A 25,374-nucleotide genomic window follows, 5' to 3' on the forward strand; every position below is an offset into this window, starting at 1 on the left:
TTTCCTAAGGATCTCGGTCGCTAGTTGCCTAACCCACAAATCTCAACGAGCTTAACACCGATCCCATTTTCATTATCCGTCGCTTCAACGAGTTCGCCGCGAGCAATCAGACGCTCACCAACAAAAATATCAACTGGGTCATCGATCAATGCTTCGAGATCGATGACAGTTTCTTTTTTCAATTCCAAAAGCTGTTGTACGGTCATTTGCGCAGCGCCGACAGAAACTACGATACGAACCGGCAGCTCGAGAATATTTTTATTTTTTGCAGCACCGTCACCACTCAACATATCGGCTACCGCAGCACCAGCTTCAGTCGCCTCTTCGCTAACGATATCGTTTTCTTCACTCATTGATCAGGCTCCTGTGTAGGTGTATCGGTTTCGCCCAAGGCACCGAGAATTTCAGCAATCAAACTATCGGGGTCATGAAACAATCCGCCGCGCGCCCATTTTGCGTCTATCGACGCCGGTGAAGCGTTTTCGTCTGTGTGTAAATGCATCAGCGGATTGTCATCGAAAATTTTGCGTTGAGTGTCGCTTAAATGTTCAATCATCGATGGATGAACATGCAGATTAATTTCAGCATGCGCCCCAAGCACGCGCTCTTCAACAAGCGCCATGATATCCAACAGAGTGGATTTTTTCGCGAGTGTCGGCGCAATAGCAGCGAATAAGCGTTTGACGAGGGCGAGACACTCGTCACGGTATAATGCGTCTATATTTTCCATCGCCGCTTCGACATTGCGGGCGAAGGATTCTTGCACCTTGGCGAGATCAGCTGACTCTGCGGCGATCGAAGCCCGCCCTTCAGCAAATCCCGCTTTATAGGCGTCGCTCGCCCGATCGATATCGGCAGCGGTCGGTTGTTCCGTCGTCAGTGACGGAAACCGCACACCCCGGGTCGAGCTTTGCGGTAAGTTCGAGCGATTGATCGCTTTTGTACTCATCTACGCCGCCCGTTCCGTATCACCTAGCCAGGATTTCAATAGTGTCGCCGTTGCTTCTTTATTGCTTGCGCTCACATCACGGAGTTCTTCGAGCGGTGTTTTTGCCGCCGTCAATTGTGCTGGCGCAGCCTGTGCTTCAGCGTTTTGACCTTCCGACATGTCGGTCAATGCCAATGCGCCCTCACCGCCAGTTACATCTTGGGTCAGAACTGGCTTGAGAACGAACATGCCAAGAACGATGACGACGAGCGCTGGAATTACAATCTGAAGAATCGACATGATGTTTTGCTGAATAAACAGCATCACGCCGCCCGTGGCCTCTGGTGTTTCAACGGCCTCATATTCATGAAACGGCATTGATTTTACGGTGACGATATCGCCCCGCGCTTCATCATAGCCAACAGACGCTGTCACCAGATCACGGAGCGCCTGAAGCTCAGTATCACTACGCGGCGTTGCGGTTTCTCCTTCCGCAGCAGTCGGTTCATTGATCAATACGGCTACATGAACCCGAGAAATCGCACCAGGCATTTTCTCACGTGAACGTTGCACCTCTGAAATATCGAACCGGGTTTGTTCATTTGTCTCTGACCGCGTTGAGCGCGACTCGCCATTTCCAGCCGCGGCGTCACCATCAGGCAAATTACTCGCGACAGTCACAGCGCCGCCTGCAGACCCAGTTTCAGATTGCTGCATATCTGTTGTTTCACGCCCCATCAGGACACGGCTTTCCGGATCAAGAATACGCTCAGAAACAGTTTCCCGCTCCCGGTCAATGTCCAAAGAGACAGTCACCCGCGCATTGCCGGGCCCAACATGGGCCTCCAAGAGATTCAATAAATTGGCTTCAAGCCGCGCTTCGCGGTCCGCACCATCCCCTTCAGCTTGCATCATCGGGTTATCCGTGCCGGGCTTCAGGACCATTCCGTTCACTGAGTCTATAATCGCTACCTGTTCAGGCTCGAGATCCGGGACCGCAAGCGCAATAAGATAGCGCATTGCAGTTGCTTGCTGCACGTCTAGACGTCCTCGCCCCATTGTTACTGTGACCGAAGCACTTGGCGGACGGCGATGGCGCGAGAATGAGGAAGATTTTGGTACGGCGATATGAACGCGCGCTGATTTTACGCCCGGCGTCGACAACATCGTGCGTGCTAATTCGCCTTCTTTCGCGCGCCAATAAGCTGCGTCAAACATTTCCGAAGTCGTTGCAAAGCCATTTAATTCATCAAGAAGTTCGAATCCCGGTTGTCCCTGTCTTGGCAGGCCTTGGCGCGCTAATGCCATGCGCAATGAATCACGCCTTGACTCGGGCACATAGATTGCCTCGCCGCGCACTTCAGCATCGACATCCATCGTCTCTAAGGCGCTGAGTACATCCCCCGCTGCAGATGCGTCTAGCCCGCCATATAGAAAGGCCATACGCGGTTTCGTCGCGACATTCATCACAGCAGAGAATACAATCAGTGTCGCAACTAGCACGCCAACCAGGATTGCTTTTCTCGAGTTAGAGAGTTGGTTCCAGACAGAAGCAAGTTTGAACATTTCGGCCACACCTTCACTGGAAAGTACATTTGGCACCTTCCTGAAATTTCTTGGTTAATTTCTAGTTCTTTGATTAATTTTGGGTTTACGTTTCGCGGTCTATGGTGTGCCGGTAATTGATAGGTGCACAAATCCGTGTCTGACGCGAAAAACAAAAATAACGATGCCAATTCCGCGCCGGAAAATGAGAACGGCGGCGACGAGGCAAAAAGCAAAGGCCTTGGCTTAATTCCCATGATTATTGGGGCCGTTGCTGCCGCCGGCATTGCTGGCGGCGCGGCATTTGTATTTGCCCCGACGACCAGTTCCGATAATGAATATGCAGATGAGACCTTGAGTGGCGAACAGGAAACTGACCCGCATTCAGAGAAAAAAGCTGCTCACGACGACAGCAAAAAGAAGAAAAAAAAGAAATCCGGCAAGGGTCACGGCGATGAAAAAGACGGTGAAAGCGCCGTCAAACCGATCGGTAAAATCCAACATAACGACTTTGCGACATTTCTCGTCCTTGATCCGATGGTCATCTCTGTCCAGCCAATTGGCCGGTCAAAACACGTAAAAATCTCGCTTGTCCTTGAAACCGATGATGATGGTGCCGCGATCATGCTTGATCACGGTTATTATATACAGGATGTTTTGAATACCTTCCTCCGCTCCATCGATTCCTCGGTATTGGAAGATCCCGCATCCATGTCGCGTCTACGCGCGCAAATCCTGCGACGTATTCGAGCTATTGTTCCTGATGCGACCTTGAACAACGTCTTAATCACAGAATTCGTACTAACCTAAGAGGCTCTATCATGGAGATGATCGTCAACTTTATGCTGCTTGCTGCTTCCGGCGCTGCAACATTTTACTGCTTCATTCTGAGCCGCAAACTAGAAGCGCTCAAGAATACAGAAAAAGGTCTCGGAGCCACGATTGCGACTATGTCGCATACGGTCGATCAAGCACGATCAACGGTGACCCTTGCAAAAGAGTCCAGTGCTCAGTCGATCAATGAACTGAAACCGCTGATCGATGAGACCAAAGATATCCTGCCGCAGCTAAGCGAAATGATTGATGTTCTGAGTGAGCTGGCAGAAATCGCAATCCGTGACGTTAACGACGCATCGACCGCTGCAACGGCATCGCTTGATGAACGTCTTGAGAAAGCGCGTGATCTTCAGCAGCGCCTCGACGAACAAATCGATTTTTTCCTAGAAGACGGAACGGACCCTGACGGCCCTGGTACGCCCGCGAATATACCCGCTCAAGAAGACGACAATGTCGCCTATCTTGATGACCCCGCAGAAGAAGAAACACCGCTTCGTGCGTCGTCAAAGGTTTCCACTGCCCTTATGAACGCTCGGAATTCGCGTAAATTAAAAAGGCTTGCCGGTTAAATCATGAAAACCAGAGCGTTACTTGTTCTCGGGGTAATCTTTTTCGGCTCTTTCATTGGCCGAATTGCAGTTCTTGCCTCCGATGTCGCGGAAAAAACGAACGCGAGTGATATGGCTAAGCTTAGTCAGCCAGCAGCCGTAGCCACTTGTGTGGACGGCGAATTGGCATCGGCCGTGAAAGACCGAATGCACGCGCTTGACCAACGCGAAACAGCAATCGCAGACCGCGAAGCTGAGCTTGAAACCTATGAGGCGCAGATTGAAAAGCGATTGGCTGAACTCGATGTCGCTAACAATAAGCTACAGAAAAATATTCAAGCTGTGCAAACTGCCCGAAATGAGGACGTACAGAAACTGGCTGCGATTTATGAGGGAATGAAGCCCGCACAAGCAGGTCAGATCATCAATGAAATGGACGCCAAATTTGCTGCAGGACTTCTCGCTGCGATGAACAACGAACAAGCAGCGCAAGTTGTCGCGAACATGGATTCGCAAAAAGCGTATTTAGTGAGTGTAATTCTCGCAAATCAATCACAACAATCGCAATAAGACTGATCAGTTTCAGCGAAGATTAACCTCTTCCTGCTGTACTCGTTAAACGAGTGCGTAAAATTGTAAATTCTTACTGTGTGGTGACATGGGCCCGATCCTCGGAATAGTAATTACGCTTGGTATGGTCTTCGGCGGCTATATCATTGCTGGCGGCAAGATGGGAATTATTACCCATTCCTTACCCTATGAAATGATGATGATCGGAGGGGCCGCAATTGGTGCCTTCGTCGTCGGAAATAGCTTTACCGTCATAAAACAAGCTGGCGGTGACGTCGTAAAGGCGCTGAAAGGCCCCAAATGGAAACGCTCTGATTATCAAGACCTGCTTTGCTTGATGTACGAACTGTTGCGGGTTGCAAAAGAAAGTCCGGTTCAGGCAGAAGCCCATATCGAAAATCCAGATGAGTCGACGATTTTTGGCCGTTATCCAAAAATCGCGAAGGATCACGAAGCGACCGACATCATTTGCGATACCATACGGTCGATTTTGATGAACTTCGACAACCCCCACCAGGTTGAAGACCTATTGGAAAAGCAACTCGAAGCCCTGCACGAAGAAAGTATGCATGGCGGCCACGCACTTCAGAAAATGGCGGACGCCCTCCCCGCACTTGGCATTGTTGCTGCGGTCCTCGGCGTTATCAAAACGATGGCCTCCATCGACAAGCCACCAGAAGTCTTGGGCCAAATGATTGGCGGCGCATTGGTCGGAACTTTCTTGGGTGTTTTCCTAGCTTATTCGATCGTCGGCCCGCTTGCGGAAAAAATCATGGCCGTGAACGAAGAAGAGCAACGGTTTTACAAACTCATTCGCGAGACGATCGTCGCCCACCTGCAAATGCACACACCACAAATGTGCGTCGAAGTCGCGCGACGGAATATTCCAAGCCACGACCGTCCGGACTTTGCTGAAATAGAAGAAGCGTTGAAGGCGCTAAAGAAAGAAGCCGCGTAAAATGCGATTATTGTTCGCCATAAGTATTTTAATTATGCCTGTTGCCGCTAACGCGGCGCAGACATTGCCCGTTCGTGCGGGTGAACATGGCGAGTATTCACGTCTGGTCATTCCTAATGCACCGGACGATTGGCGTATTGCGACATCTAATCGAAAAATCGAAATTGCATTCCCCGATCAGGACTTTTCATTTGATCTTTCTGAATTGATGGAAAAGCGCAAAGCGCATCGGGTCCTATCAGCAAAAGCCATTACAAACGGTTCTGCCCAATCACTGGTCTTATCGCTTACTTGCGACTGCCCTGTGCGCACATCGAAAAGTTCCGAAAACTCAATCATAATTGATATTTTCAACCCTGGCCCAGTCAACCTGATCGACAATGACGGCGCAATTACTGCGGCATCAGACGAGCAGACTAATAAAGAGAATCCCACGCCTGAGAATTTACGAGCCGCACGGGACCGAATGATTTCCCTCCTCGCCGAAGCTCGGCATCAGGGGGTTGTTCAATTAAAAATTGATGATGAACGTGCTGCGGCGGAAGAAGCTTCAAAAGTAACTGAAATAACACAAGCCAGCTTTGAAACGCTTACGAACGATGTTCCGCTGGTCGACGAAGCACCACTGACGGAACACGCAACAATTGACGCAGAGCCGACCACCTGCATTGATCCTACTCTTTTCGCTCAACCTTCCGCAGATCAAGATCAAATCAGCTACGGCACGATTGCCAATCTGCGGCAGCGTTTTGACATTACTGATAACGAAGACGAACGGCGCGATCTCGCCAATACGCTTGCAATTGCTTATTTACACATAGGCTTTTTTGAAGAAGCGAGTTCTGTTGCGAGTTCTCGCGGTAAAAATGGCGACGAAAACATGATCGTCACTGCCGCCCTTGCAAATTTGGCAACTGGCTCGTCTGCTCGCGCCAAGAAAACACTTGCAAAATATCGCTCATGCGGTCCCCTTTTCGAACTCGCTTATTCTGCTGCAGCCGGTCCCGAAGATGAACTTGCGACAACAATGAGCGAGACCCATGTCGCAGCCCTTGCCGAAGTCACCGAACCACTCCGCGCGCCAATCGCCGAAGTTCTCGCTTTAAATGCATTAGAAAAGAAAAACAAAGGACTTGCGCGCTCGTTTTATGAACTCGCTGTAGGTGCCCGCCATGGCGATAAAACCGCAGCCATCGCCATAATTGAACGTGCGTTAGGCCAAAGCGCGGATGAAAACGCAGTAGACCGCCCTACATCGGTGCAGATCGCTGAAATTGCGCGAACACCGGGTCCACTCCAATCGAAGGCGCTTGCTCTCCTCGCTGATGAATATCGTCAAAAAGCCGAAATTGCTTATGACGGATTACTCGACGACCTTGCGGCACAATCATCTAATAAAGTTGGCACCTTATCTAATGCGCGCGCTGCTTTATCGGGTGCGGAAGCGTTAGTTTCTGCTGGCCGTATTAATGACGGAATTGCGGTTCTGGATAATACCGCCTCCACGGTATTACCAGCAAGGGCAGCAAGTCAGACACTTGCACGTGCCATTATCATGGATGCTCTCCAGAAAGATAACGAAACGCGCCTTTCGGCAGTAAGTGCATATTTTCAGCATAAGGATTTCATCGACGGGCGCGAAGACGAACGCGACTCTGAAGTCAATCTAGCAATCGCGAAAGAGCTTGCGCAATATGGGGCAACCGAACTTGTAACAAAAACCGTCTCTGGCATTGGTGACAAATGGCAGCCCAATATAGACGCGCTTCTGGCACTTGCCGCGCTTAACGGTGACGATGCTAAATTGGCAATCGAGATTGCGACTAAGGGTAATGACAGTACCGAACTTACAGAAATTGCCATCGCAGCGCATGAACGTATCCGTGACAACAACGGTACTAAATCATCGATCAAACAGGCACTCGCAAAGGGCCTGACAAGCGATAAAATTCCCGCCGCCGCCTGGCGCATCAAAGATTGGGCGCTGGCTATCGACGCTTATGAGCGTCTGCCGGACGACGAAAAAACACCGGAGCTGGACGCGCGTGTTGCTCTCGCATCATTGAATGCTGGTGCACGTGAGCTGCCTTCAGGCATCAAGCAGCGTCTTACGAATGATCCAACTCGCCTAGCTGCCTTAACCCACATGTTTGTAACGGCCCCACCCTTCAACATCCGGGCGATTGACGTTCTTGCTGATTATTCAAAGGGCGTCACCAAAGAAACACTCTTTATGCAGACCGGTCTCGGCACCAAAGGAGAAGGCCGATGAGTAATACGAGCTATGTCGCGCTGTCGAAACAAGCCGGCCTCGCAAAAGAACTGACAAGCATCGCGAATAATGTCGCGAACGCCAATACCACAGGCTATCGGCGCGAAGGCTATCTTTTCTCCGAATATGTTCAACGACTAGGTCCCCAAGACCGTAGCATATCGCAAACAAATGTCGGCGGGCATTATTTTGATCCCGCGCCCGGCGGTCTCGTCGAAACTGGCGGGACCTTCGATGTTGCGATTGATGGTGAAGGTTATTTCCTAGTGGAAACACAGCGCGGAGAAAGACTGACACGCGCTGGTAATTTCCTCGTTGATGCCGAAGGACAAATGATTACTCAAGACGGAAACCGTGTCCTTGGCGAAGGCGGAACACCAATCGCAATTCCCGCCAACGCGACCAATGTGACAATTGCACCAGACGGGACAATTGCCGCGGATGGCGCGCCCGTTGGCAGGCTTGGACTTGTGAACGCTGATCCAACAACTCTTGCCCGCGAAGGCAACAACCTGCTTCGCGCGGCAAACGGATATGAAACTCTGGAAACCCCAAGCTTACGACAAGGATTCGTAGAGGGGTCAAACGTCAATACAGTCGTTGAAATTTCACGACTAATCGAAGTTCAGCGTGCTTATGAATTGGGCCAACAATTGCTCAAAGATGAGGACGAGCGAATCTCGAAAACTGTTGACGCAATGAGAAAACGCTAAGGCACGACATAGAAGGAGGGCCGACATGCAAGCACTAAGAATCGCAGCGACGGGAATGGACGCACAACAAAAGCGCGTCGAAGTCGTCTCAAATAATATCGCCAATATGAGCACGACCGCCTATTCCGCGCGCCGCGCCGAATTTGCTGACCTCCATTATCAACAGCTACGCGCGCCGGGCGCAATTTCATCGTCGACTGGGCTCGTTGCTCCATCCGGCATAGAAATGGGACTGGGCGTACGAACATCTGCCGTATCCGTAAATGTAGAACAAGGTTCGCTTCGTCAAACGGGCGGCGATCTCGATCTCGCTATCGAAGGTCGCGGCTACTTTGAGGTGACACTGCCTTCCGGTGACCCAGCCTATACCCGAGACGGTACCTTTAAACGTACGGGCGAAGGATTGATCGTCAACTCAGAAGGCTATCCCCTCGCCGGTAGCATCACGGTCCCTGAAGATGCACGTTCAGTTACGGTCAATACCGATGGCGAAGTTTACGCTTATTTTGACGGCGATGCAGGTGGCCAATTAATTGGCACACTCACTGTCTCAATGTTCGTCAATGAAAAAGGCCTAGAAGCATTGGGCGGAAATATGTTCCGCGAAACTGAGGCGTCTGGTGCCGCGGTTTCGGGCGAACCGGGACTCGATGGTCGCGGCGCGATCCGTCAAGGGTACCTTGAGGAGTCGACCGTTGATGTTGTCCAGCAGATAGCCGATCTCATCGAAGCGCAGCGCGGTTACGAACTCAATTCCAAAGTCATATCAGCCGCTGACCAAATGCTCGGCTCAACAACGCAAATCCGTTAGTAATATGAAAAACTCCGTTGCCAGTCTTGCTTTGCTTGGATTTATCGGCGCTCCGGTTTCGCTATCGGCGGCCGATCATTCTACGCCTTTTGTTGATGGCGCAGATTTGCCGATCATCGCCTCGACCATTGAAGTCGAGAAAGCACCGTCAACTAAAGCGGAGGCTGAAACCCCGGTGAGTCTTCCGGTGGTCAAGGCCGTCAATAATTTGCGCGCGGGTACTATTCTCCACCGGTCGGATTTGAATATCGAAAACGACAACGGATTTATTCTCGATGATTTTGTCGGAAAAGAGATTAAGCGTGCAGTATACGCTGGCAAGACAATCACCAAAAACGATGTAGGCCCCCCGACGATTATTGAACGTAATGCAATTGTTTCGCTCGAGTTCGTCCGCGGCCCTCTCGTCATCACGACCGAAGGCCGGGCACTTGACTCTGGCGCGATGGGCGATGGCGTGCGTGTCATGAATCTCTCATCGAAAATCATTCTTTCTGCGGTCGTAACAGGCCCCAATCAGGCAAGGACACGTTAAATGAATAAAGCACTTTTATTGTCGTTGCCGATTTTGCTGACCGTAACGGGATGCTCATCTCGGCTTGATCACATGATGAAACCACCGTCGATGTCGGCTGTGGGCGAAATGCGTGACCCAGTTCCGGCTATCGCCGCATCGCGCTACAATGTTCCGCCCAAACCTCAGCGCGCGACAGAGGCGCAAACAACGACTGCATCTCTTTGGAGATCCGGACCGCAATCGCTATTCGGGGACCGTCGTGCCCGCGAGCAAGGCGATATTGTTACCGTCGTCATTGAAATTGACGAGGAAGCGGAAATTAAAAATCGTACCGATCGCAAAAGAAGCTCGTCAGATGACCTTTCGGTTCCGACGTTTTTCGGTGTGAATTCACTGGTCGAAAAGGTTCTGCCCGACGGGGCGAATTTGAATCCTGCACTTGAGACTTCCTCAAACACTAATTCGTCTGGTGACGGATCGATCAAACGTGAGGAGCGGATAACACTTCGGGTCGCAGCGACCGTATTGGGCGTTCTTCCAAATGGGCATCTCGCTATTTCTGGTAGTCAGGAAGTGCGTGTGAACTATGAAATGCGCGAATTGCTAGTTGCGGGGGTAATCCGCCCCGAAGATATCTCCCGAAACAACATCATCACCTATGATAAAATCGCCGATGCACGTATTTCATATGGTGGTCGTGGTCAGATTAGCGATCTGCAGCGCGCGCGTTATGGTCAACAAATCATAGATATGGTTTCACCATTCTAATTCAGGAACAAACACTGAATGCAAAAGCTGCTACCAATAATCGTTATTCTTGTTGCCGCTATCGCTGGCGGCGGTGGCGGTTATTTCTTCAAAATGCAATCAGCGTCGAAAACTTCAAATGATTCGTCGGCAGAGCAGATTGCTAGTGACGGCGACGTAAGTCACGGTAATAAAGACAATGCTGGCCATGCTAAAAAGAAGAAGAAAAAAGGCGGGCATGGAGATTCCGAAGAAGGAAAAAGCAGCACGACCTTTATGAAATTTGGCCGTCAGTTTGTTGTGCCCGTTATCAAGCACGGCCAGCCAAAATCTATGGTCATTCTCGATATTAACATCGAGATCGATTCATCTATGGACGAAGCGGTCTATACATTTGAACCCCGCCTGCGTGATGCACTTTTGTCAAAACTTCTTGAACTCGCCGCGGATGATATGCTCCCGCAAATTTTGGAAAATGGTGAGAAAATGGAAGCAACGAAACAGGCGCTTCTTGAGACAAGCCGGACGATTATCGGAGATTCAGCGCGGAGCGTTTTGATACTCGATATTGGAATGCAGAATTACTAGCGATTAAAAATATCCAATAAAAAAAGCCGTGGCGGAATTCCGACACGGCTTTTTTTTTGTAATCAGGTTTTGTGATTAGCCCGAAATACCAAGCCCTTTCACATCGGATGGCTTTACTTCCACACCGCTAGTCAAAACGATTGTAGGCTGATCGCCATTTAATCGAACTTCTCTGACGATACTAAAGGTGCTGGCGACCTCGCTACCGATGCGCTCGCCTTCAGCATCAAAATAAGTAGCCGAAATTGTATAAATTCCTGGAGGAACAGGTTCGCCATCTATTTGACCGTTCCAAGATTGAACTGCGCTAGTGTTCGCGGCATTGATCTGAGCGATCTCATCGCCTGCCTGGTTGAATATAGATGTCGTCATTGTTGCCGCGTCTTCTGACCCGGACAAGCGGAACCGAACAGAGTTCGCGCCATCAAAATATGCCGACGAAGACGAAGTTTCTGCTTCGCGACCAATCCAGCTTGCATATTTATCGAAACCATCGCCAACGATTGAGGAAGCAATTGAATCGAGCTTATCGTTCGCGGACACAAGTTGTTCAACCGACGAAAATTGTGCAAGTTGCGCAACAAATTCGGTGGAATCCGCAGGGTCCAATGGATCTTGGTGTTTGAGCTGAGCGGTTAAGAGTGTCAGAAAATTCTGAAAATCGACAGCCTCGGCGACACCAGAATCTTTGGTCGCGCTATTTGCGCTGTTCGTCTGATTAGTTTGTGTCTGGCTTGCCGCTGGGGTTACTGACTGCATGGTCTAGCTCCAATGAATTAATCCACACCGACTAAAGTCGGCGATCGACACGTCCCGTCTCAATCATCACACCAACGGGATTTTGCCCTTCCACATCATCCGCTTCAGCCAAAGACATATGGTCAGATGACTCAATCGAAGATGGTTTATCGCTTTCTTGCTGACTATCTTGCCGGAACTCCAAGTCCAGTGTTCCCATACCCTGCTCTTCTAACGCCCGTTGAAAGACGTCAGCATTGCGACGCAGTAGGTCTAATGTTTCAGGGGAATCTGCAGAGATAACCGCGCGGACAATGTTATCCGGACCATCACCTTCAAACCCTATCAGTAGCTTCCCCAATTCTGGTGGGTCGAGCCGAACTTCTAATCGCCCCTCACCCTGCCGGTTCGAAACAGCGGCGACAATTTGATCCCGCATCGGATTAATAAACATCGATTTATCATTAGCCGTAGTAACGACATCGGACCTCGCTCCAGACAGCCGGCCTACGCCTTCGACGTCGCCTTCTCTAAAGACAGCCGATGAAATAGTCTGATCTACTAATTCGGCCGCAGAATTTTGTGCGAGTGGAACCATTTGTGAATTCAGTGACGCAGCCAACGGTTTCGTTGCTGGTGTCCGATTGAGCGGAACCCGTAATTCGCTTTCCAACGATTCCGCCAGATCAATATCTAATCCCTCGCCGGCAAGATCGGTACTTTCATTGGATGAAAGCGTTGAATTTATGGTTAGTCCATTGGAAACCGTATTTGAACCATTCGAAAAGAGTGGCTTTACGGCCTGCGCACCTACAGCGCCATCAGAGGATAGAGTTTGGTTTGGCGCGATTGTTAAGGGTGCCGCAATTAAACCAGCCTCCGGATCGGCATTTAATGAAGCTGAGTTTAGGGAATCCGTATCTTCTTGCCCAATAGTATCCATCACCTGCGCCGAGAAACTCTTTGCCGTTAACAGATTGTTATCTGTATCAACCAATGTCGCGATACTCGGCTTTTCATCGTCCGAACTTCGCTGCAATAAATTCTCTAAAAAGGTGAAGAAACCAGGCGCATCGCCCTCGCCTTCCAGCGCGTTAGAAGACTTTTTTGCAAAGCCATCGCCAGCGGCGGTTCCAGTTAATGCGGTCAAAAATGAAAGATGACTATTTTCCATAAGGCTTTTCTACATTTGATAACTTATTTTTTAGTTACGGCGCATAGGGTTTGGTAAATTTATTCTTATCCGGAGTAACTTATGGCTTCGCCCAATTTGTCGATCGCCGTTTCACTGCCCAGTGCCGATCAGGTTAATAAAGCGGCACCTGCCGCAGCCGATAAAGATGCAGCGCTTCGCAAATCCGCAGCAGAGTTCGAATCTGTTTTTATCGCAGAAATGCTATCCCATGCGGGTTTTGATAAAGCCCTTTCTGAAAATTCGGGCTTCGGCGGAGAAGCCTTTTCCCGGATGCTTGTCGAAAGCTATGCGGAAGAAATCACAAATAACGGTGGGTTCGGTCTTGCTGATCAGATTTACCAGCAACTGAAAGGTCGCTCATCATGAAAAATCCAATCGCGCAATTAAAGACCATCCTAAAAGACCTTTCCAAGGTCACCGATGATGAGCGTAATGCAATTTCAAATCGAGCGTTCAATGAAGTCGCAAAATTGATGCTTCAAAAAGAATCATTGCTCGCTCAATTCGAAGAAGTTGCCAGCGCGTTAACCTCAGAACAGTTAACCGATCAACTTATTGGTGACTTAAATTTAATACGTATACGCGCCGAAGAGAACGCGAAAATCCTGAAATCTACTGCAGATGGGGCCCGCGAAGCCAGAAAACGGCTTCAGAAAATTCGCGATGCGGACTTTTCTACAGGCGCATACGGAGCAAATGGTAATAAATTACGCAATCCAAATGCATCAACCGTTACCACAAAAGCGTGACGTTAATTGCTTGTTAGGTCTTGCACTGTAGAGTTTCCAATATACGGCGAAACAACCGAAGCGGAATTGCTTAAATGGCATACCGCGTGTCAAAAAGGCACAAAAATCCTGCCTCAACGCAGGACTCCCGGCAACTCCTTGTGAGGTCGGACCGTTTAAATCAACGATCCAACAGGAGTCTAAAAAATGAGCCTACTTACAAATACAAGCGCGATGACCGCTTTGCAGAACCTTCGTTCAATCAACAAAGATCTTGCGATGGTTCAAGAACAAATTTCGACAGGTAAAAGTGTCAGCAATGCTCGCGACAACGCTGCCTTGTTTGCTATCTCAACAGTTATGGATTCAGACGTGAAAGGCTTTGAGGCGATTTCACAGTCACTTAATCTTGGCAGTTCAGCTGTTTCAGTTGCTCGGGGTGCAGCGGAGCAAATTACTGAACTCTTGACTGACATGAAGGGTCTGATCGTTGGGGCACAAGAAGACGGCGTTGACCGCACAAAAATCCAGACAGACGTTGATCAGCTTCGTAAGCAGATCGACTCGATCGTTAATGCTGCTCAGTTCAACGGTCTGAACTTCCTAAAAGGTACAGATACAACTGACTTCCTGGCGTCACTTGACCGTGATGGCTCGGGTACTGTGACTGCGAGCCCTATTTCCATTACGGCACAAAGCCTGGAAACAACGGCTGGTGCGGCGGTTGCTGGTCTGGCATCAACAACGACTGGCGTTAATGGCGGCGGGAACTCTGCTGCTCAGCTTGTTGCAAACACAAATGTCTTCGCGCTCGATATTGAAGGCACGGCAACCTTCACTGCTGGCGACGTATACGAAGTCAAAATTGACGGCCGTAAATTTGCATATGAAGTTCAGACAGGCGACGACGAAAATGATGTTGGTCAGGCGCTGACAAACCTCATTAATGATGCTGGCCTGACAGGTATTACAGCCGCATTTGTTGCTGGTGACGGCACTACCGATGCGCAAGTAGATATCACCAACAACTCTGGAGCTACTGTCGCAATCGAAGCGAACTCGACAGATGGTTCTGGTGGTGGATTGGCGAGCCTTGCTGGTCTTGACGTTTCGACAGAGGCCGGTGCTGATGCCGCGCTTGTCGCAATTGAAGGCCTGATCCAGACTGCGGTTGATGCTGCAGCTGAATTTGGTTCTGCTCAAAAACGTATCGAAATTCAGGATACGTTCATTTCTGACCTAACTGACGCTTTGAAAACCGGTATTGGCGCACTGGTCGACGCTGACCTTGAAGAGGCATCTGCTCGCTTGCAGTCTCTTCAGGTTCAACAGCAGCTTGGTATTCAGGCTCTGTCGATTGCGAACCAGTCCCCAAACTCGGTTCTTAGCCTCTTCCGCTAAACTAAACTATTCCGCGAAGGCCAATTGGCCTTCGCGGTTTCTACAACACTAAATTGGGTATTCTGGGGTTAAAAATATGACGGTATCGGCACTGGCGCGTAATGCCTATGATCAATCTACTAAAAGTACTGCCGATCCACGAGCCGTCGAACGCCAGCTACTGGCCAGACTGACAAGTGCGATTATCGTCACCGAAAAGAAGCGTGACGAAGACCTTCCATCGTTCATCAATGCGCTAAGTAAGAATCTCGAATTCTGGACTGTTGTTGCGACTGACGTCGTCGGCGAAGGAAATAAACTTCCTGCCGATCTTCGTGCGCAACTTTTTTACCTATTTGAGTTTACAAGAAAGCACACAAACAAAATCCTGAACCAAGATCACAAATTGAGTGCTGAACCGTTGGTAGAGATCAACCAAAACGTTCTTCGTGGTTTACAGGGACAGGCGGAACCAGCGTAAGAAAAGCGGAATGATGACATGACCGGGCTTGTTTTAAAGCTTAAACCGAATGAAAAAGTGCTCGTTAATGGCGTGGTACTCCAAAATGGAGACCGCGCCGCAAGTTTAAGAGTACGGTCGGAAGATGTCTCGATACTTCGCGCGCGCGATGCAATTCGACAAGAAGAAGCGGTAACCCCCCTTACCCGTATTTACTATATCGCCCAACTCGCCATGGCCGGTGAAGCCGATCCGAAACAGGCGGATGCGGAAATCCGTGCGGGCATCGAACCGCTTAAGTCCATTTTCTCCGGAGAAGTAGCGATTGACCTAGCGCGGGCAGAGGAAGCTTCGAAGGAACACAAATTCTTTGTCGTCATGCGCGCTGTGAAGCGGCATTTCGAATTAGAAAAAGCTCTATTGGATCGCGCATCTTCGAATAGTGCGTTAGCATCATGACCTTTACGCCGGCAATTCCACTTGGCGGCTATTTAGGTTGGCGTGTATTCGAAAACAGCGCGGATCGTCAGTTTGAGGCCTTCATAAATACGCCGGAAGTTACGCGCAACATTGAATACTTCACCGAGAATATAAAAAATGCACTGACGGCTGAGGATCTCGTAAAAGACCGAAAGCTTCTCACTGTCGCTCTTGGTGCATATGGCTTGCAGGATGAAATCGACAAGGCCGCCTTCGTTCGAAAAGTTCTCGAAGAAGGCACCGATGACCCCTCGTCCTTCGCCAACCGCCTGAACGACACGAAATGGAAAGCCTTTGCAAAGGATTTTGGATATGGAAATCTCGGCGGGACGCGCGTTCTCATTTCGTCGTTCCGCGAGCAAGTCGCAACTGATTATATGCAACAGGCATTCGAGGCACGCGTAGGCGACGTCAACACAGATATGCGCCTTGCCATGAATTTTCGACGAGAGATCGCCACGATTGCGGAAAATCCGAACGTAGATCGCGTGGGTTGGTATTCAATCATGGGTGACACGCCCCTGCGAACCGTACTCGAAGGTGCCTTTGGCCTTCCCGCTTCTATCGGTACCGCTGATATTGATCAGCAAAAAGAATTATTCGAACAAAAAGCAAGCCAGCTATTTGGCGGTAAGTCACCCGCCGTTTTCAAAGACCCAGCTGTGGTCGAAGACGCTTTGCGCCGGTTCTTTGTTTTCTCCGAGTTAGAAAACGGACCGACTGCGTCAACGCCGGGGTCGGCAGCATTGACGCTTTTATCAGGTCAAAGCGCGAGTTCTCAGGCGCAGAATTTGTTCTTATCTCTCGTTAGCTAAGCGCATTCGCATTTAATGATGCGGATGATTTTTTCGTCGCGCTATGCACAATGCTTTCAAGCAGCTGAAAGCTCTCGCGAACTCCTTCGCGCGGCTTTTCCGAAATAAATTGATCGAGCTTTGGCCAAATTTCCAAGGCGCGATCGATCTGTGGATCTGCGCCATGGGCATAAAGACCTGCACGGACAATGGTTTCGGAGTCTTCATAGGCACGTAAAATTGCCCGCGCTTCGCGAAGCAGCAAATTCTCGTCTTCGGTCGCCGCTTTTGGCAATGACCGCGACACACTACGGGAAACATCAATCGCAGGGAAGCGCCCGCGCTCCGCGATCTTTCGCTCCAACACAATATGCCCGTCCAGAATACCGCGGATCATATCTGCGACGGGTTCGTTATGATCGGACCCTGCAACCAAAACAGAAAAGATCGATGTAATGTCCCCCTGGCCTTCCTCACCTGGTCCTGAACGTTCGACCAATGATGCAATCGTTCGGAAGGTCGACGGTGGAAAAGCGTGTAGAGATGGAGCCTCTCCGGCGGAAAGAGCAACTTCGCGATGGGACTCTGCAAATCGCGTGAGCGAATCGAACAAGAATAAAACTTGCTTATTCTGATTACGAAAATACTCAGCTGTCGCCATTGCGAGATTGGCACCGCGTTTCTTGGCAAGCGGCGATTGATCGGCTGTTGAAGCAATCACGATCGTTTTTTTCATGCCATCAGGTCCAAGCGTGTCTTCAATAAAAGACCGAACCTCGCGCCCACGCTCACCGATCATCGCGACAACCGCAATATCGCAGTCTACTCCCCGGGCTATATCTCCCAGCATTGTCGATTTTCCGACACCAGAACCGGCAAACAAACCTATTCTTTGCCCGCGACAAATGGGCAATAGCGTGTCCATTACACACATCCCGGTTTCAAGGCGTGGACCAAGCATTTTTCGCATCGCTGCATTCGGTGCGGGTGCATCAAGTGGCATTGCAACACTGCCCTGGCGGAGTGGTGCTCCATCAAGCGGCAATCCAAACGGATCGATAATACGACCAATCCAGTCATCGCAGGGAAAAGCCTCGCCATTAATATGATCAAGGCTAGCGATATTCCCGACACTGGCTCCGGTTAGCGAGTCATAAGCAAAACCGGTGATGACCTCACCGTCCATCGCGACAATTTTTGCGCTGACATCGCGTCCACTTTCCGTCGCAATAGACACAGTGTCGCCTAATGCGGCGTGCCCGGCCAATCCCTCAATCTTGAGTGACAGCCCATCGGTAGCGACCACAACACCATAACGATTTGGTCCGGCAGTCTTTAATAGTTTTTCAACTTTTGGCGGCGCGAGAGAACTCATCTTTGGACCAATCGTGGTTAACAGTTCATTCAGCATATAGATGCAAATATCCCTTACGCCTGGTTAAAGCGAGGTATACATGTTTAATGATTTGAAAATTTTGCACACCGCTTCTTTGCTCGCGCGCCACTCCGTGGAACGGCATGCGCAAATTGCCGATAATATCGCGAATGCGGACACACCAGGCTTCAAGGCAAAAGATCTTGAACCCTTTTCCGATGCTTTCGCTCGCAGCGAGCGAGCCGCAACGTCGGATACGGATCAATTCAAAGCCAATAAAATCAATACGCCGGGCGTCGCTTCACCTAATGGAAACACTGTATCACTCGAAGATCAGATGACCCGTTCGACCGCCGCCTCGCGTGACCATGACACAGCTTTGACGATCTATTCAAAAACACTTTCCATGCTGCGATCCAGCTTAGGCCGTAGCTAAGGAGGCGAGAAATGAACCCGTTTGATAAAATATCCTCACTTGCCACATCGGGGATGCGCGCACAGGCGCAGCGCCTGGAAGTCGTTAGCGAGAACATCGCCAACAAAGACACACATGGCTATCAGCGTAAAATGGTTGCGTTCGAAAATGTCTTTGACCGCGATCAAGGTGTAAATAAAGTAGAAATAAGTGACACCTTCATGGACAAAACACCCGGCGAAAGAGTGTTTGATCCTAGCAATCCGTTTGCCGATGAAAACGGTTATGTTGTCATGTCAAATGTAAACATGATGACCGAATTTGCTGACGCACGCGAAGCAACCCGTTCCTATGACGCTGGCCTTGAGGTCTTTCGGCAGGCGCGGGACATGTACAGCTCTCTACTAGACATTTTGAAATCATAAGGGGACGCCATCATGAAACTTCCCGCATATCAAGCAGCGCAAAGCTATAATTTAGCGAAGACCGCTCTCAAATCCGAAGCTAACCAGCCGAAGGCACAAGAAGCATTAGGTGCCGATCAAACACCAGAAACCAACAGTGCCTTCAAGGCGGTACACGAACTAGCCAGTACCATTACCAAAGGTGAACAGGCTTCCATGGCTTATATGACGGGTTCTGCAGATCCGCATTCCGTCGTTGAAGCCCTCGCGGCCGCGGAACTCGCTGTTGAAACTGCTGTCACCGTTCGCGACAAAGTGGTTGAAGCCTATCAGGAACTAATCCGGATGCCGGTTTAATCAGTTAGGTATTTTGTCATGACTGAAGTCGAGATCGCCGATATTTTCCGCCAATTCATGTGGACAGCCGTATGGATGGGCGCGCCAATTATCGGCACTGCACTAGTTGTCGGTATCATTGTTGGTCTTTTCCAGGCGTTGACCTCTATTCAGGAATTGACGCTGACTTTCGCACCCAAACTCCTCATGATGCTGCTCGTTTTCTGGCTAACCGCCGGACATATGGCGCGTCTTCTCGCTAACCTCTTCGATTCCGTCGTAATCACCACAATTGCTGGCGTCTAACCGGACGGCATTTCCCTACCTCAAAAAGGTCAAACATGGATCGCGCGTTAAACCTGAATATTCCCGGCCAGACAACGGTTCTGCTGGCTTTTGGCCTGATGGGAATAATCGTCATGATGGTATTGCCGGTACCGTCAGTGATGCTCGATATCGGTTTGACGCTATCTTTTGCACTCGCGATTTTGATCTTTACAATGACGCTTTTTATAGAGCGTCCACTTGATTTCTCTGCTTTTCCTACGGTCCTTCTCGGCTCGTTGATGTTGCGCTTGTCGCTCAATGTCTCTTCGACGAAGCTGATTATCGGTGAAGGACATACCGGCCCCGACGCTGCCGGAGCGGTCATTCATGGCTTCGCTATGTTTGTGATGGGCGGTAATCTTTTTCTAGGCCTAGTTGTCTTCGGCGTTCTTCTCATCGTGAACTTCATGGTCATCACCAAGGGTGCTGGCCGTATGGCAGAAGTCGGCGCACGCTTCGCTCTTGACGGAATGCCGGGTAAGCAGCTTGCGATCGACTCCGATGTTGCGGCGGGGGCAATCTCCCACGAAGAAGCAAAGGACCGTCGCCGTTTGGAGCAGGACGAAACGACATTCTTTGGTTCGCTCGATGGTGCATCGAAATTCGTCAAAGGCGACGCTATTGCTGGCCTATTAATCACCATGCTTAATCTGGTTGTTGGATTGGGAATGGGGATTGGCGTACATAGTATGTCAGTCGGCGATGCCGTTGCCTCCTACTCTATCCTGACCGTCGGCGATGGTCTTGTAAGCCAGATCCCAGCCGTCATTATTTCAATAGCGTCTGCTTTATTGCTTTCAAAAGGCGGAATTGCTGGATCAGCAGACAAGGCAATGTTTGCGCAGCTCGGCGCAAACCCCTTAGCACTTGGCACGGTTAGCGCCATCATGGCGATCTTTGCGCTAATGCCTGGCCTTCCGTTTCTACCGTTTTCGCTTGGCGCTGCGGTATTCGCTGCCGCCGCTTATTTCATGTTCCAAAAAAAGGAAGAAGAAGCAAAGGCGGCAAAAGCGGTACCCGCAGAGAAACCGGTCGATACGAGAAAACCGCTCGGCGATATTCTTGACGTCGACGAAATTCACGTTGAATTTTCGGGCGATCTTATCCCGCTTGCGCTGGACAATGTGAACGGTCTTGAACCAAGGATCGTTAAAATTCGCCATTATATTGCCGGTGAGTTTGGCTTTATCATTCCGCCAATTCGCCTAACTGATAATCTGGAACTCGGCGCAAACGAATATGTCGTCAAAGTCCAAGGCGTGACCGCAGCGAAAGGAACGCTCTTTCAAGATCGTGTTTTGGTTATCGTTGATGATCTCGCACAGTTGCCGATTCCGGGACAAGATTGTGAGGAGCCGGTCTATGGCGCACCTGCACGCTGGGTCGACAGAAAAGCACGCGATGATGCAATGGCATTGGGCCACGCCGTTGTTGAACCTGCTGAAGTCGTTTCGACCCACCTACTAGAAACGATCAAACAGAATTTTGGCCGCCTTGTAACGCGCCGTTCAGTGCAGCGTATCCTCGATGAGTTTGTAAAGAACTCGGATGCGGAGCGTGCTGCATCAAACCGTCGTCTTTTGGATGAGTTTGTACCGGACAAAGCACCGATTGAATTTGTACAAACTGTATTCCGCCTCTTGCTGGAAGAACGGGTTCCTATCCGCAATCTTCCTGTCATGCTTGAAACAATTGCTGAAGGCCGCACAATATTTAATTCTGCCGAAGAGGTCAGCGAGTTTGTTCGTCAGCGAATTTCAAGGCAATTCGTATACGCACTGCAGAACGAAGATGGTGCCCTACCCCTTATTCAGGTTGGCCTCGATTGGGAAAATACGTTCACCCAACATGAAACCCAAGGCCAAGGGTCACAAACTGACGTTGCCCTTCCGCCCGATGAATTTAACCGGTTGGCGCAATCTGTGGTCGAACAAATCAACAATGCGTCGGCTCGCAACCTATATCCAGCTGTGGTGACTTCGGCCAAACGCCGCCGATTTATTCGCGCCGTATTGCACGCAAAGAAAATCCGTAACCCCGTACTGTCTTACGAAGAAATCGATTCCGGTTTGAAACCGCTTCTCGTCGGGACGGCCTAAGTCATGGATTTTCTGGCCGCGCTCACACCCTTCATAGAAGCGGGTGCGCCTATGGTTTTTCTCATAGGCGGTATTTTTACGCGCGTGTCAGCAATTGCGTTTTTGATGCCGGGCCTCGGTGAAAAAGCCGTACCGGTGCAGGTTCGATTGGCTGCTGCAATTGCAATTACCATTGTTCTGTCGCCTATTATATTAACGCCTGACATGCAGCCACCGGCGACGACCGCAGATGTTGTATCCCTTTATAGTGCAGAAGCATTGTCCGGATTATTGATTGGTTTCGGCCTGCGATTGATGATTTTTATCCTGCAAATCGCGGGCGCAATCACCGCGCAACATCTTTCGCTTTCCCAGCTATTTGGCCCAACAGTTGGTTTCGATTCAGAATCTCCATTTGCCGCGATACTTGTCATGGCGGGTGTCGCCCTCGCGGCAAGCACCGGGATCCACCTTTATCTCGTCAGTGCGCTGGTCGATATTTACCAAACTCTTCCCTATGGGATGTTTCCTGGCGCAGAAGCAGCCGGCGAATGGTCTTCTCGAAGAGTCGGTGAAGCCCTGATGAAGTCTCTCGCCCTCTCCTCTCCGTTTGTCATTCTCGGATTTCTCTATTCTCTAGCTCTAGCCGCGGCGAGCCGGGCAATGCCGCAGTTAATGGCCGCCTTTGTCGGTGCCCCTGCTATTACGCTTGCGGGCCTTGCACTATTTGCCGCCACCGCGCCGATCCTTTTGTTTGATTGGCTGGCTGGATTTCAACGTGTGTTATTTGATGTGTTTGCAGGTGCGATGTGAGTGACAAACCATCAGATGACGGCGCAGAAAAGTCGCATGAACCCACCCCGTCGCGAATTGAGAAAGCGCGGCGGGATGGTGATGTTCCTCAGTCTAAAGAAGCAAACGCAGCTGCATCCTATATCGGATTCTACCTGGCGCTGGTTGCCGCAGGCGGCGGGGCGGTTTCAGCGCTTACTTTTGCGCTAGCCCGGATGCTCGAAAAACCGGACGATTTTTCAAAACAGGCTTTTGGTCCCGATGGATCAATCTTCATCGCAGACATAAGCAAAATTGCGATGCAGGGAATAATGCCATTTCTCGCATTGCCGGCGTTAGGGGTACTGGCGGCATTATTCGCGCAGCGGGCATTTGTTTTTGCGCCCTCTAAAATCAAACCGAAATTATCGCGCCTGTCGATTATATCTAATGCCAAGAAAAAATTCGGCCCCGATGGTATTAGCGAATTCGTCAAAAGCGCGACCAAATTATTGGTCGTTTGCATCATCTTCGGCGTTATTTTTGCGGCCCGCTTCGGCCATCTACCGGCAGAAGCGCGCCTTCCCGCACAATATCTTCCAGAGGCTATTCTCAAAGAAGGTATTATCTTCGCAGGTGCGATCGTCATCTTTTCTGCAGCGATCGCTTTCATCGACCTTCCATGGAGCCGTCACCAACACAATAAGCGCCTGAAAATGACGCTTGAAGAGTTGAAGAAGGAGATGAAGGAACAAGAAGGCGATCCAACCATGAAGCAAAATCGCCGGCAGCGCGGACAGGATATCGCACGCAACCGAATGATGCAGGATGTACCGTCCGCCGATGTTATCATCGTCAACCCGACGCACTATGCGGTCGCGTTGAAATGGGATCGAAATGCAGGCATGGCACCGGTTTGCGTCGCCAAAGGTACCGACGAGATAGCCGCTAAAATTCGTGAAGTTGCAGCCCTTTCAGGCGTACCTATCCGATCAGACCCACCAACGGCGCGTGCAATTCACGCCACCGTGGAAATCGGCGAAGAAATCAAGCGAGATCACTTCGCCGCCGTCGCTGCTGCTATTCATTTTGCTGACGCAATGCGTTCGAAAGTGAAGGGCCATGTCAAACCACAAAACTGATCCGCTAGCGGAACTAAAAGTGATCGCGGCGCTGAAATTCGACCGAGAGCGCCATCGACTTGCCGCGATCAAAGACGAGTTAACAGCACTTGAAGATGAGCGACGACAACTCGACAAAAAAATGAATGCTTTGTCGCAAAATAAACAGTCCGATCCAGCAACGATCATCAACGCTTTTTCTTATCTTCATGCACTTACAGATAAGGCAAGCCGGATCGACCGTGAGCGTGAAGAAGCTCATCAACGCACAATGGCACAACGGCAAAAAATCAAAGAGGCATTGGCTTCGAAAATTCGCGTCGACGATTTAGATAAAGACTAGAAGCGTTCCTTACTTCTCACCGATATAGCGCTTCAATTTTTCGATATCATTATAGCTGGTCCGAATGTCATCGCGCTTCACTGCAAGGCGCATATCCCGCAAAACTTCGAGTGACCGCAACAATACCTCAAGCGGCGGACCACTCGCCGTGACTTGGGTCAGCTTTTCTGCGGGCAATGCCTTGGAAGGCTTTTCTATGAACCGCGTAACTAGCCTGTCATGATGCTGTGCCGCCGTCGCACCATGTAACTTACACACCTCTAGAAACGCACTGGCATTTTCGATGAACCATGGCTCTTTCGCGCTCTTCTCGGCCACATCCAGAAATTGCGACAGCAAAGATCGACGCCGCATACAATCACGCAAACTTGCCTGATCTGCTGGCGGCATAAACAGCATTTTATCGACCAACAATTGCGAATAGTAAGGGTCATTCGCGTTGCAAAGGCCCAACAACATATCAATCTCATTGATGCCGGAAAAATCACCGGCATTTGCGCCACGATATTCATGCCGCCCTACCCGATAGGGTTTATAATAAGGCCTGACCGAGAAGAAGAAACGATCCGTATCAAGCTCATCAAACAGGTAGTCATTATATTTTATGACGTCGCGCAAAGCATTGGCTGCATCATTCAAAAGGGTCAGCGCGACCGGATGAGAAATACCAATAGGCAGTATCCGCGTCAGCGCATCCGACGCCCGCATGAAGGCAAATATACCTCGGGTATTATAATCCAGAAAAAGATACTCATCGTTGAGCGACGTAAAACTCTTTTGTCGCCCATTAATCGCTTGATTATGAGTTGCCAGATGCGCCGTCGAAAAACGCGGGACCATGCCGACCGACGCCGCAATTTGCATACCCAAGGCCGAGGCTTCCGGAAAAGGCGATTTTTCTTCTTTGGCTGGGTTGGTCAGTTCATGCCGCCGAAGCGAGGCCATGTAGAGCCCCAAATCACCCAACAAGTTAAAAGCGTGGTCAAATCCCTCGTCCGTGTTCCCTTCAGCCAAGAGTCGAACCACATATTGATGCCCTTCATCTCGGATTTGGTGCTTTATCGGATCAGCGATACCAACCACATTTTCGCGCGCATCCTGCGCAAAATAGCGGTTTTCGAGTTCTGTATTCATTTCCACGAAGGCAGTACGAAGCCAGCCTTCGAATTCTTCGACATTTTTGCTCATGAGTGCGTTTTCCGCCTAATTGATTCGCTTTTTTCAAAGCTTAACCACATTCTGTTGGCGTGCGCATGACCGCCACCAAATTGCTGCATTGCAAAAACTCTTTTATTTTTGCGCCTTTCAGGTTGTATTTTGCCAAGTAATAGGCATATTCCCCTCTTTGTATGGGTTGCGTGTACCGGAAAATTCCGGATCGGCCCAAAAATCCAG

31 protein-coding genes are annotated in these 25,374 nt (G+C 50.1%); 24 read left to right on the forward strand and 7 right to left on the reverse strand.

Going from position 1 to position 25,374, the window contains the following annotated elements:
• Window positions 1–20: 20 nt before the first annotated feature.
• Genes ABFZ83_RS07430 through fliF form a run of 3 tightly spaced genes read right to left on the reverse strand, consistent with a single transcriptional unit; the run spans window position 21 to window position 2,494 of the window.
• Window positions 21–353 carry a FliM/FliN family flagellar motor switch protein gene (locus tag ABFZ83_RS07430; RefSeq protein WP_411815916.1) on the reverse strand — a complete coding sequence of 111 codons (333 nt, stop codon included), beginning with the start codon at window positions 351–353 and terminating at the stop codon, window positions 21–23.
• A complete protein-coding gene (locus ABFZ83_RS07435) occupies window positions 350–949 on the reverse strand; it encodes a hypothetical protein (protein WP_411815917.1) in 600 nt (199 codons plus the stop codon). Before ABFZ83_RS07435 ends, ABFZ83_RS07430 begins: the two co-directional genes overlap by 4 nt.
• Window positions 950–2,494, reverse strand: coding sequence for a flagellar basal-body MS-ring/collar protein FliF (gene fliF, locus ABFZ83_RS07440; RefSeq protein ID WP_411815918.1), 1,545 nt, complete (start codon window positions 2,492–2,494; stop codon window positions 950–952).
• A 135-nt stretch (window positions 2,495–2,629) separates the two neighbouring features.
• On the opposite strand from fliF, the gene fliL reads away from it, so the two are divergent.
• From fliL to ABFZ83_RS07490, 10 genes are all read left to right on the forward strand, one after another.
• The gene (gene fliL / locus ABFZ83_RS07445) at window positions 2,630–3,283 is read left to right on the forward strand and encodes a flagellar basal body-associated protein FliL (protein WP_411815919.1); all 654 of its coding nucleotides are present in this window, start codon (window positions 2,630–2,632) and stop codon (window positions 3,281–3,283) included.
• Window positions 3,284–3,294: 11 nt separating this feature from the next.
• On the forward strand, window positions 3,295–3,879 hold the full coding sequence (locus tag ABFZ83_RS07450) for a hypothetical protein (RefSeq protein WP_411815920.1): 585 nt from the start codon (window positions 3,295–3,297) through the stop codon (window positions 3,877–3,879).
• A 3-nt stretch (window positions 3,880–3,882) separates the two neighbouring features.
• Window positions 3,883–4,428 (forward strand): MotE family protein, encoded by a 546-nt coding sequence (locus ABFZ83_RS07455; protein ID WP_411815921.1) that lies wholly within the window; start codon window positions 3,883–3,885, stop codon window positions 4,426–4,428.
• Window positions 4,429–4,516: 88 nt separating this feature from the next.
• Window positions 4,517–5,386, forward strand: coding sequence for a flagellar motor stator protein MotA (motA, locus tag ABFZ83_RS07460; protein WP_411815922.1), 870 nt, complete (start codon window positions 4,517–4,519; stop codon window positions 5,384–5,386).
• Window positions 5,387–5,420: 34 nt separating this feature from the next.
• Window positions 5,421–7,658, forward strand: coding sequence for a hypothetical protein (locus ABFZ83_RS07465; RefSeq protein ID WP_411815923.1), 2,238 nt, complete (start codon window positions 5,421–5,423; stop codon window positions 7,656–7,658).
• Complete coding sequence (locus ABFZ83_RS07470; RefSeq protein ID WP_411815924.1) at window positions 7,655–8,371, forward strand: flagellar hook-basal body complex protein; 717 nt, start codon at window positions 7,655–7,657, stop codon at window positions 8,369–8,371. The genes ABFZ83_RS07465 and ABFZ83_RS07470 overlap by 4 nt, the downstream gene beginning before the upstream one ends.
• A gap of 25 nt (window positions 8,372–8,396) precedes the next feature.
• Window positions 8,397–9,182 carry a flagellar basal-body rod protein FlgG gene (flgG, locus tag ABFZ83_RS07475; protein ID WP_411815925.1) on the forward strand — a complete coding sequence of 262 codons (786 nt, stop codon included), beginning with the start codon at window positions 8,397–8,399 and terminating at the stop codon, window positions 9,180–9,182.
• Between the two features lie 4 nt (window positions 9,183–9,186).
• Window positions 9,187–9,717, forward strand: coding sequence for a flagellar basal body P-ring formation chaperone FlgA (gene flgA, locus ABFZ83_RS07480; RefSeq protein ID WP_411815926.1), 531 nt, complete (start codon window positions 9,187–9,189; stop codon window positions 9,715–9,717).
• Window positions 9,718–10,467, forward strand: coding sequence for a flagellar basal body L-ring protein FlgH (gene flgH, locus ABFZ83_RS07485; RefSeq protein WP_411815927.1), 750 nt, complete (start codon window positions 9,718–9,720; stop codon window positions 10,465–10,467). It begins immediately after the preceding gene.
• Window positions 10,468–10,485: 18 nt separating this feature from the next.
• The gene (locus ABFZ83_RS07490; protein ID WP_411815928.1) at window positions 10,486–11,034 is read left to right on the forward strand and encodes a hypothetical protein; all 549 of its coding nucleotides are present in this window, start codon (window positions 10,486–10,488) and stop codon (window positions 11,032–11,034) included.
• 75 nt (window positions 11,035–11,109) lie between these two features.
• On the opposite strand, the gene ABFZ83_RS07495 is transcribed toward ABFZ83_RS07490, so the two are convergent.
• Together ABFZ83_RS07495 and ABFZ83_RS07500 are read right to left on the reverse strand one after the other, a co-directional pair.
• Window positions 11,110–11,793 carry a flagellar hook assembly protein FlgD gene (locus ABFZ83_RS07495; protein ID WP_411815929.1) on the reverse strand — a complete coding sequence of 228 codons (684 nt, stop codon included), beginning with the start codon at window positions 11,791–11,793 and terminating at the stop codon, window positions 11,110–11,112.
• 31 nt (window positions 11,794–11,824) lie between these two features.
• A complete protein-coding gene (locus ABFZ83_RS07500) occupies window positions 11,825–12,946 on the reverse strand; it encodes a flagellar hook-length control protein FliK (protein ID WP_411815930.1) in 1,122 nt (373 codons plus the stop codon).
• 81 nt (window positions 12,947–13,027) lie between these two features.
• On the opposite strand from ABFZ83_RS07500, the gene ABFZ83_RS07505 reads away from it, so the two are divergent.
• The 6 genes from ABFZ83_RS07505 (at window position 13,028) to ABFZ83_RS07530 (ending at window position 16,830) form a co-directional block, all read left to right on the forward strand.
• Window positions 13,028–13,333, forward strand: a complete 306-nt coding sequence (locus ABFZ83_RS07505) for a rod-binding protein (protein WP_411815931.1) — start codon at window positions 13,028–13,030, stop codon at window positions 13,331–13,333.
• Entirely contained in the window at window positions 13,330–13,716 is a 387-nt protein-coding gene (locus ABFZ83_RS07510; protein WP_411815932.1) for a hypothetical protein, read from the forward strand. The genes ABFZ83_RS07505 and ABFZ83_RS07510 overlap by 4 nt, the downstream gene beginning before the upstream one ends.
• Window positions 13,717–13,902: 186 nt before the next feature.
• Window positions 13,903–15,096: a flagellin gene (locus ABFZ83_RS07515; RefSeq protein WP_411815933.1), complete on the forward strand. Its 1,194-nt coding sequence runs from the start codon at window positions 13,903–13,905 to the stop codon at window positions 15,094–15,096.
• Between the two features lie 76 nt (window positions 15,097–15,172).
• On the forward strand, window positions 15,173–15,556 hold the full coding sequence (gene flaF, locus ABFZ83_RS07520; RefSeq protein ID WP_411815934.1) for a flagellar biosynthesis regulator FlaF: 384 nt from the start codon (window positions 15,173–15,175) through the stop codon (window positions 15,554–15,556).
• A gap of 18 nt (window positions 15,557–15,574) precedes the next feature.
• Window positions 15,575–15,994: a flagellar biosynthesis repressor FlbT gene (locus tag ABFZ83_RS07525; protein ID WP_411815935.1), complete on the forward strand. Its 420-nt coding sequence runs from the start codon at window positions 15,575–15,577 to the stop codon at window positions 15,992–15,994.
• On the forward strand, window positions 15,991–16,830 hold the full coding sequence (locus ABFZ83_RS07530; protein WP_411815936.1) for a DUF1217 domain-containing protein: 840 nt from the start codon (window positions 15,991–15,993) through the stop codon (window positions 16,828–16,830). Before ABFZ83_RS07525 ends, ABFZ83_RS07530 begins: the two co-directional genes overlap by 4 nt.
• On the opposite strand, the gene ABFZ83_RS07535 is transcribed toward ABFZ83_RS07530, so the two are convergent.
• Window positions 16,823–18,220, reverse strand: a complete 1,398-nt coding sequence (locus tag ABFZ83_RS07535; RefSeq protein ID WP_411815937.1) for a FliI/YscN family ATPase — start codon at window positions 18,218–18,220, stop codon at window positions 16,823–16,825. The genes ABFZ83_RS07530 and ABFZ83_RS07535 overlap by 8 nt on opposite strands.
• 43 nt (window positions 18,221–18,263) lie before the next feature.
• On the opposite strand from ABFZ83_RS07535, the gene ABFZ83_RS07540 reads away from it, so the two are divergent.
• From ABFZ83_RS07540 to ABFZ83_RS07575, 8 genes are read left to right on the forward strand one after another with little or no spacing between them, the layout of a single operon-like run.
• Complete coding sequence (locus tag ABFZ83_RS07540; protein WP_411815938.1) at window positions 18,264–18,620, forward strand: FlgB family protein; 357 nt, start codon at window positions 18,264–18,266, stop codon at window positions 18,618–18,620.
• Window positions 18,621–18,631: 11 nt separating this feature from the next.
• Entirely contained in the window at window positions 18,632–19,024 is a 393-nt protein-coding gene (flgC, locus tag ABFZ83_RS07545) for a flagellar basal body rod protein FlgC (RefSeq protein WP_411815939.1), read from the forward strand.
• A gap of 12 nt (window positions 19,025–19,036) precedes the next feature.
• Window positions 19,037–19,360, forward strand: coding sequence for a flagellar hook-basal body complex protein FliE (locus ABFZ83_RS07550; RefSeq protein ID WP_411815940.1), 324 nt, complete (start codon window positions 19,037–19,039; stop codon window positions 19,358–19,360).
• Window positions 19,361–19,378: 18 nt separating this feature from the next.
• The gene (locus ABFZ83_RS07555) at window positions 19,379–19,645 is read left to right on the forward strand and encodes a flagellar biosynthetic protein FliQ (RefSeq protein WP_411815941.1); all 267 of its coding nucleotides are present in this window, start codon (window positions 19,379–19,381) and stop codon (window positions 19,643–19,645) included.
• A gap of 35 nt (window positions 19,646–19,680) precedes the next feature.
• On the forward strand, window positions 19,681–21,765 hold the full coding sequence (gene flhA / locus ABFZ83_RS07560; RefSeq protein WP_411815942.1) for a flagellar biosynthesis protein FlhA: 2,085 nt from the start codon (window positions 19,681–19,683) through the stop codon (window positions 21,763–21,765).
• Window positions 21,766–21,768: 3 nt separating this feature from the next.
• The gene (locus ABFZ83_RS07565) at window positions 21,769–22,557 is read left to right on the forward strand and encodes a flagellar biosynthetic protein FliR (protein ID WP_411815943.1); all 789 of its coding nucleotides are present in this window, start codon (window positions 21,769–21,771) and stop codon (window positions 22,555–22,557) included.
• Entirely contained in the window at window positions 22,554–23,657 is a 1,104-nt protein-coding gene (gene flhB / locus ABFZ83_RS07570) for a flagellar type III secretion system protein FlhB (RefSeq protein WP_411815944.1), read from the forward strand. Before ABFZ83_RS07565 ends, flhB begins: the two co-directional genes overlap by 4 nt.
• Entirely contained in the window at window positions 23,638–23,979 is a 342-nt protein-coding gene (locus ABFZ83_RS07575) for a hypothetical protein (protein ID WP_411815945.1), read from the forward strand. The genes flhB and ABFZ83_RS07575 overlap by 20 nt, the downstream gene beginning before the upstream one ends.
• Before the next feature lie 9 nt (window positions 23,980–23,988).
• Here ABFZ83_RS07575 and ABFZ83_RS07580 read toward each other — a convergent pair whose 3' ends face one another.
• Complete coding sequence (locus ABFZ83_RS07580; protein ID WP_411815946.1) at window positions 23,989–25,167, reverse strand: PrnB family protein; 1,179 nt, start codon at window positions 25,165–25,167, stop codon at window positions 23,989–23,991.
• Between the last annotated feature and the right edge of the window lie 207 nt (window positions 25,168–25,374).

Origin of the sequence: Hyphococcus formosus, from assembly GCF_046736345.1 — a bacterium.
GTDB lineage: Bacteria > Pseudomonadota > Alphaproteobacteria > Caulobacterales > Parvularculaceae > Hyphococcus > Hyphococcus formosus.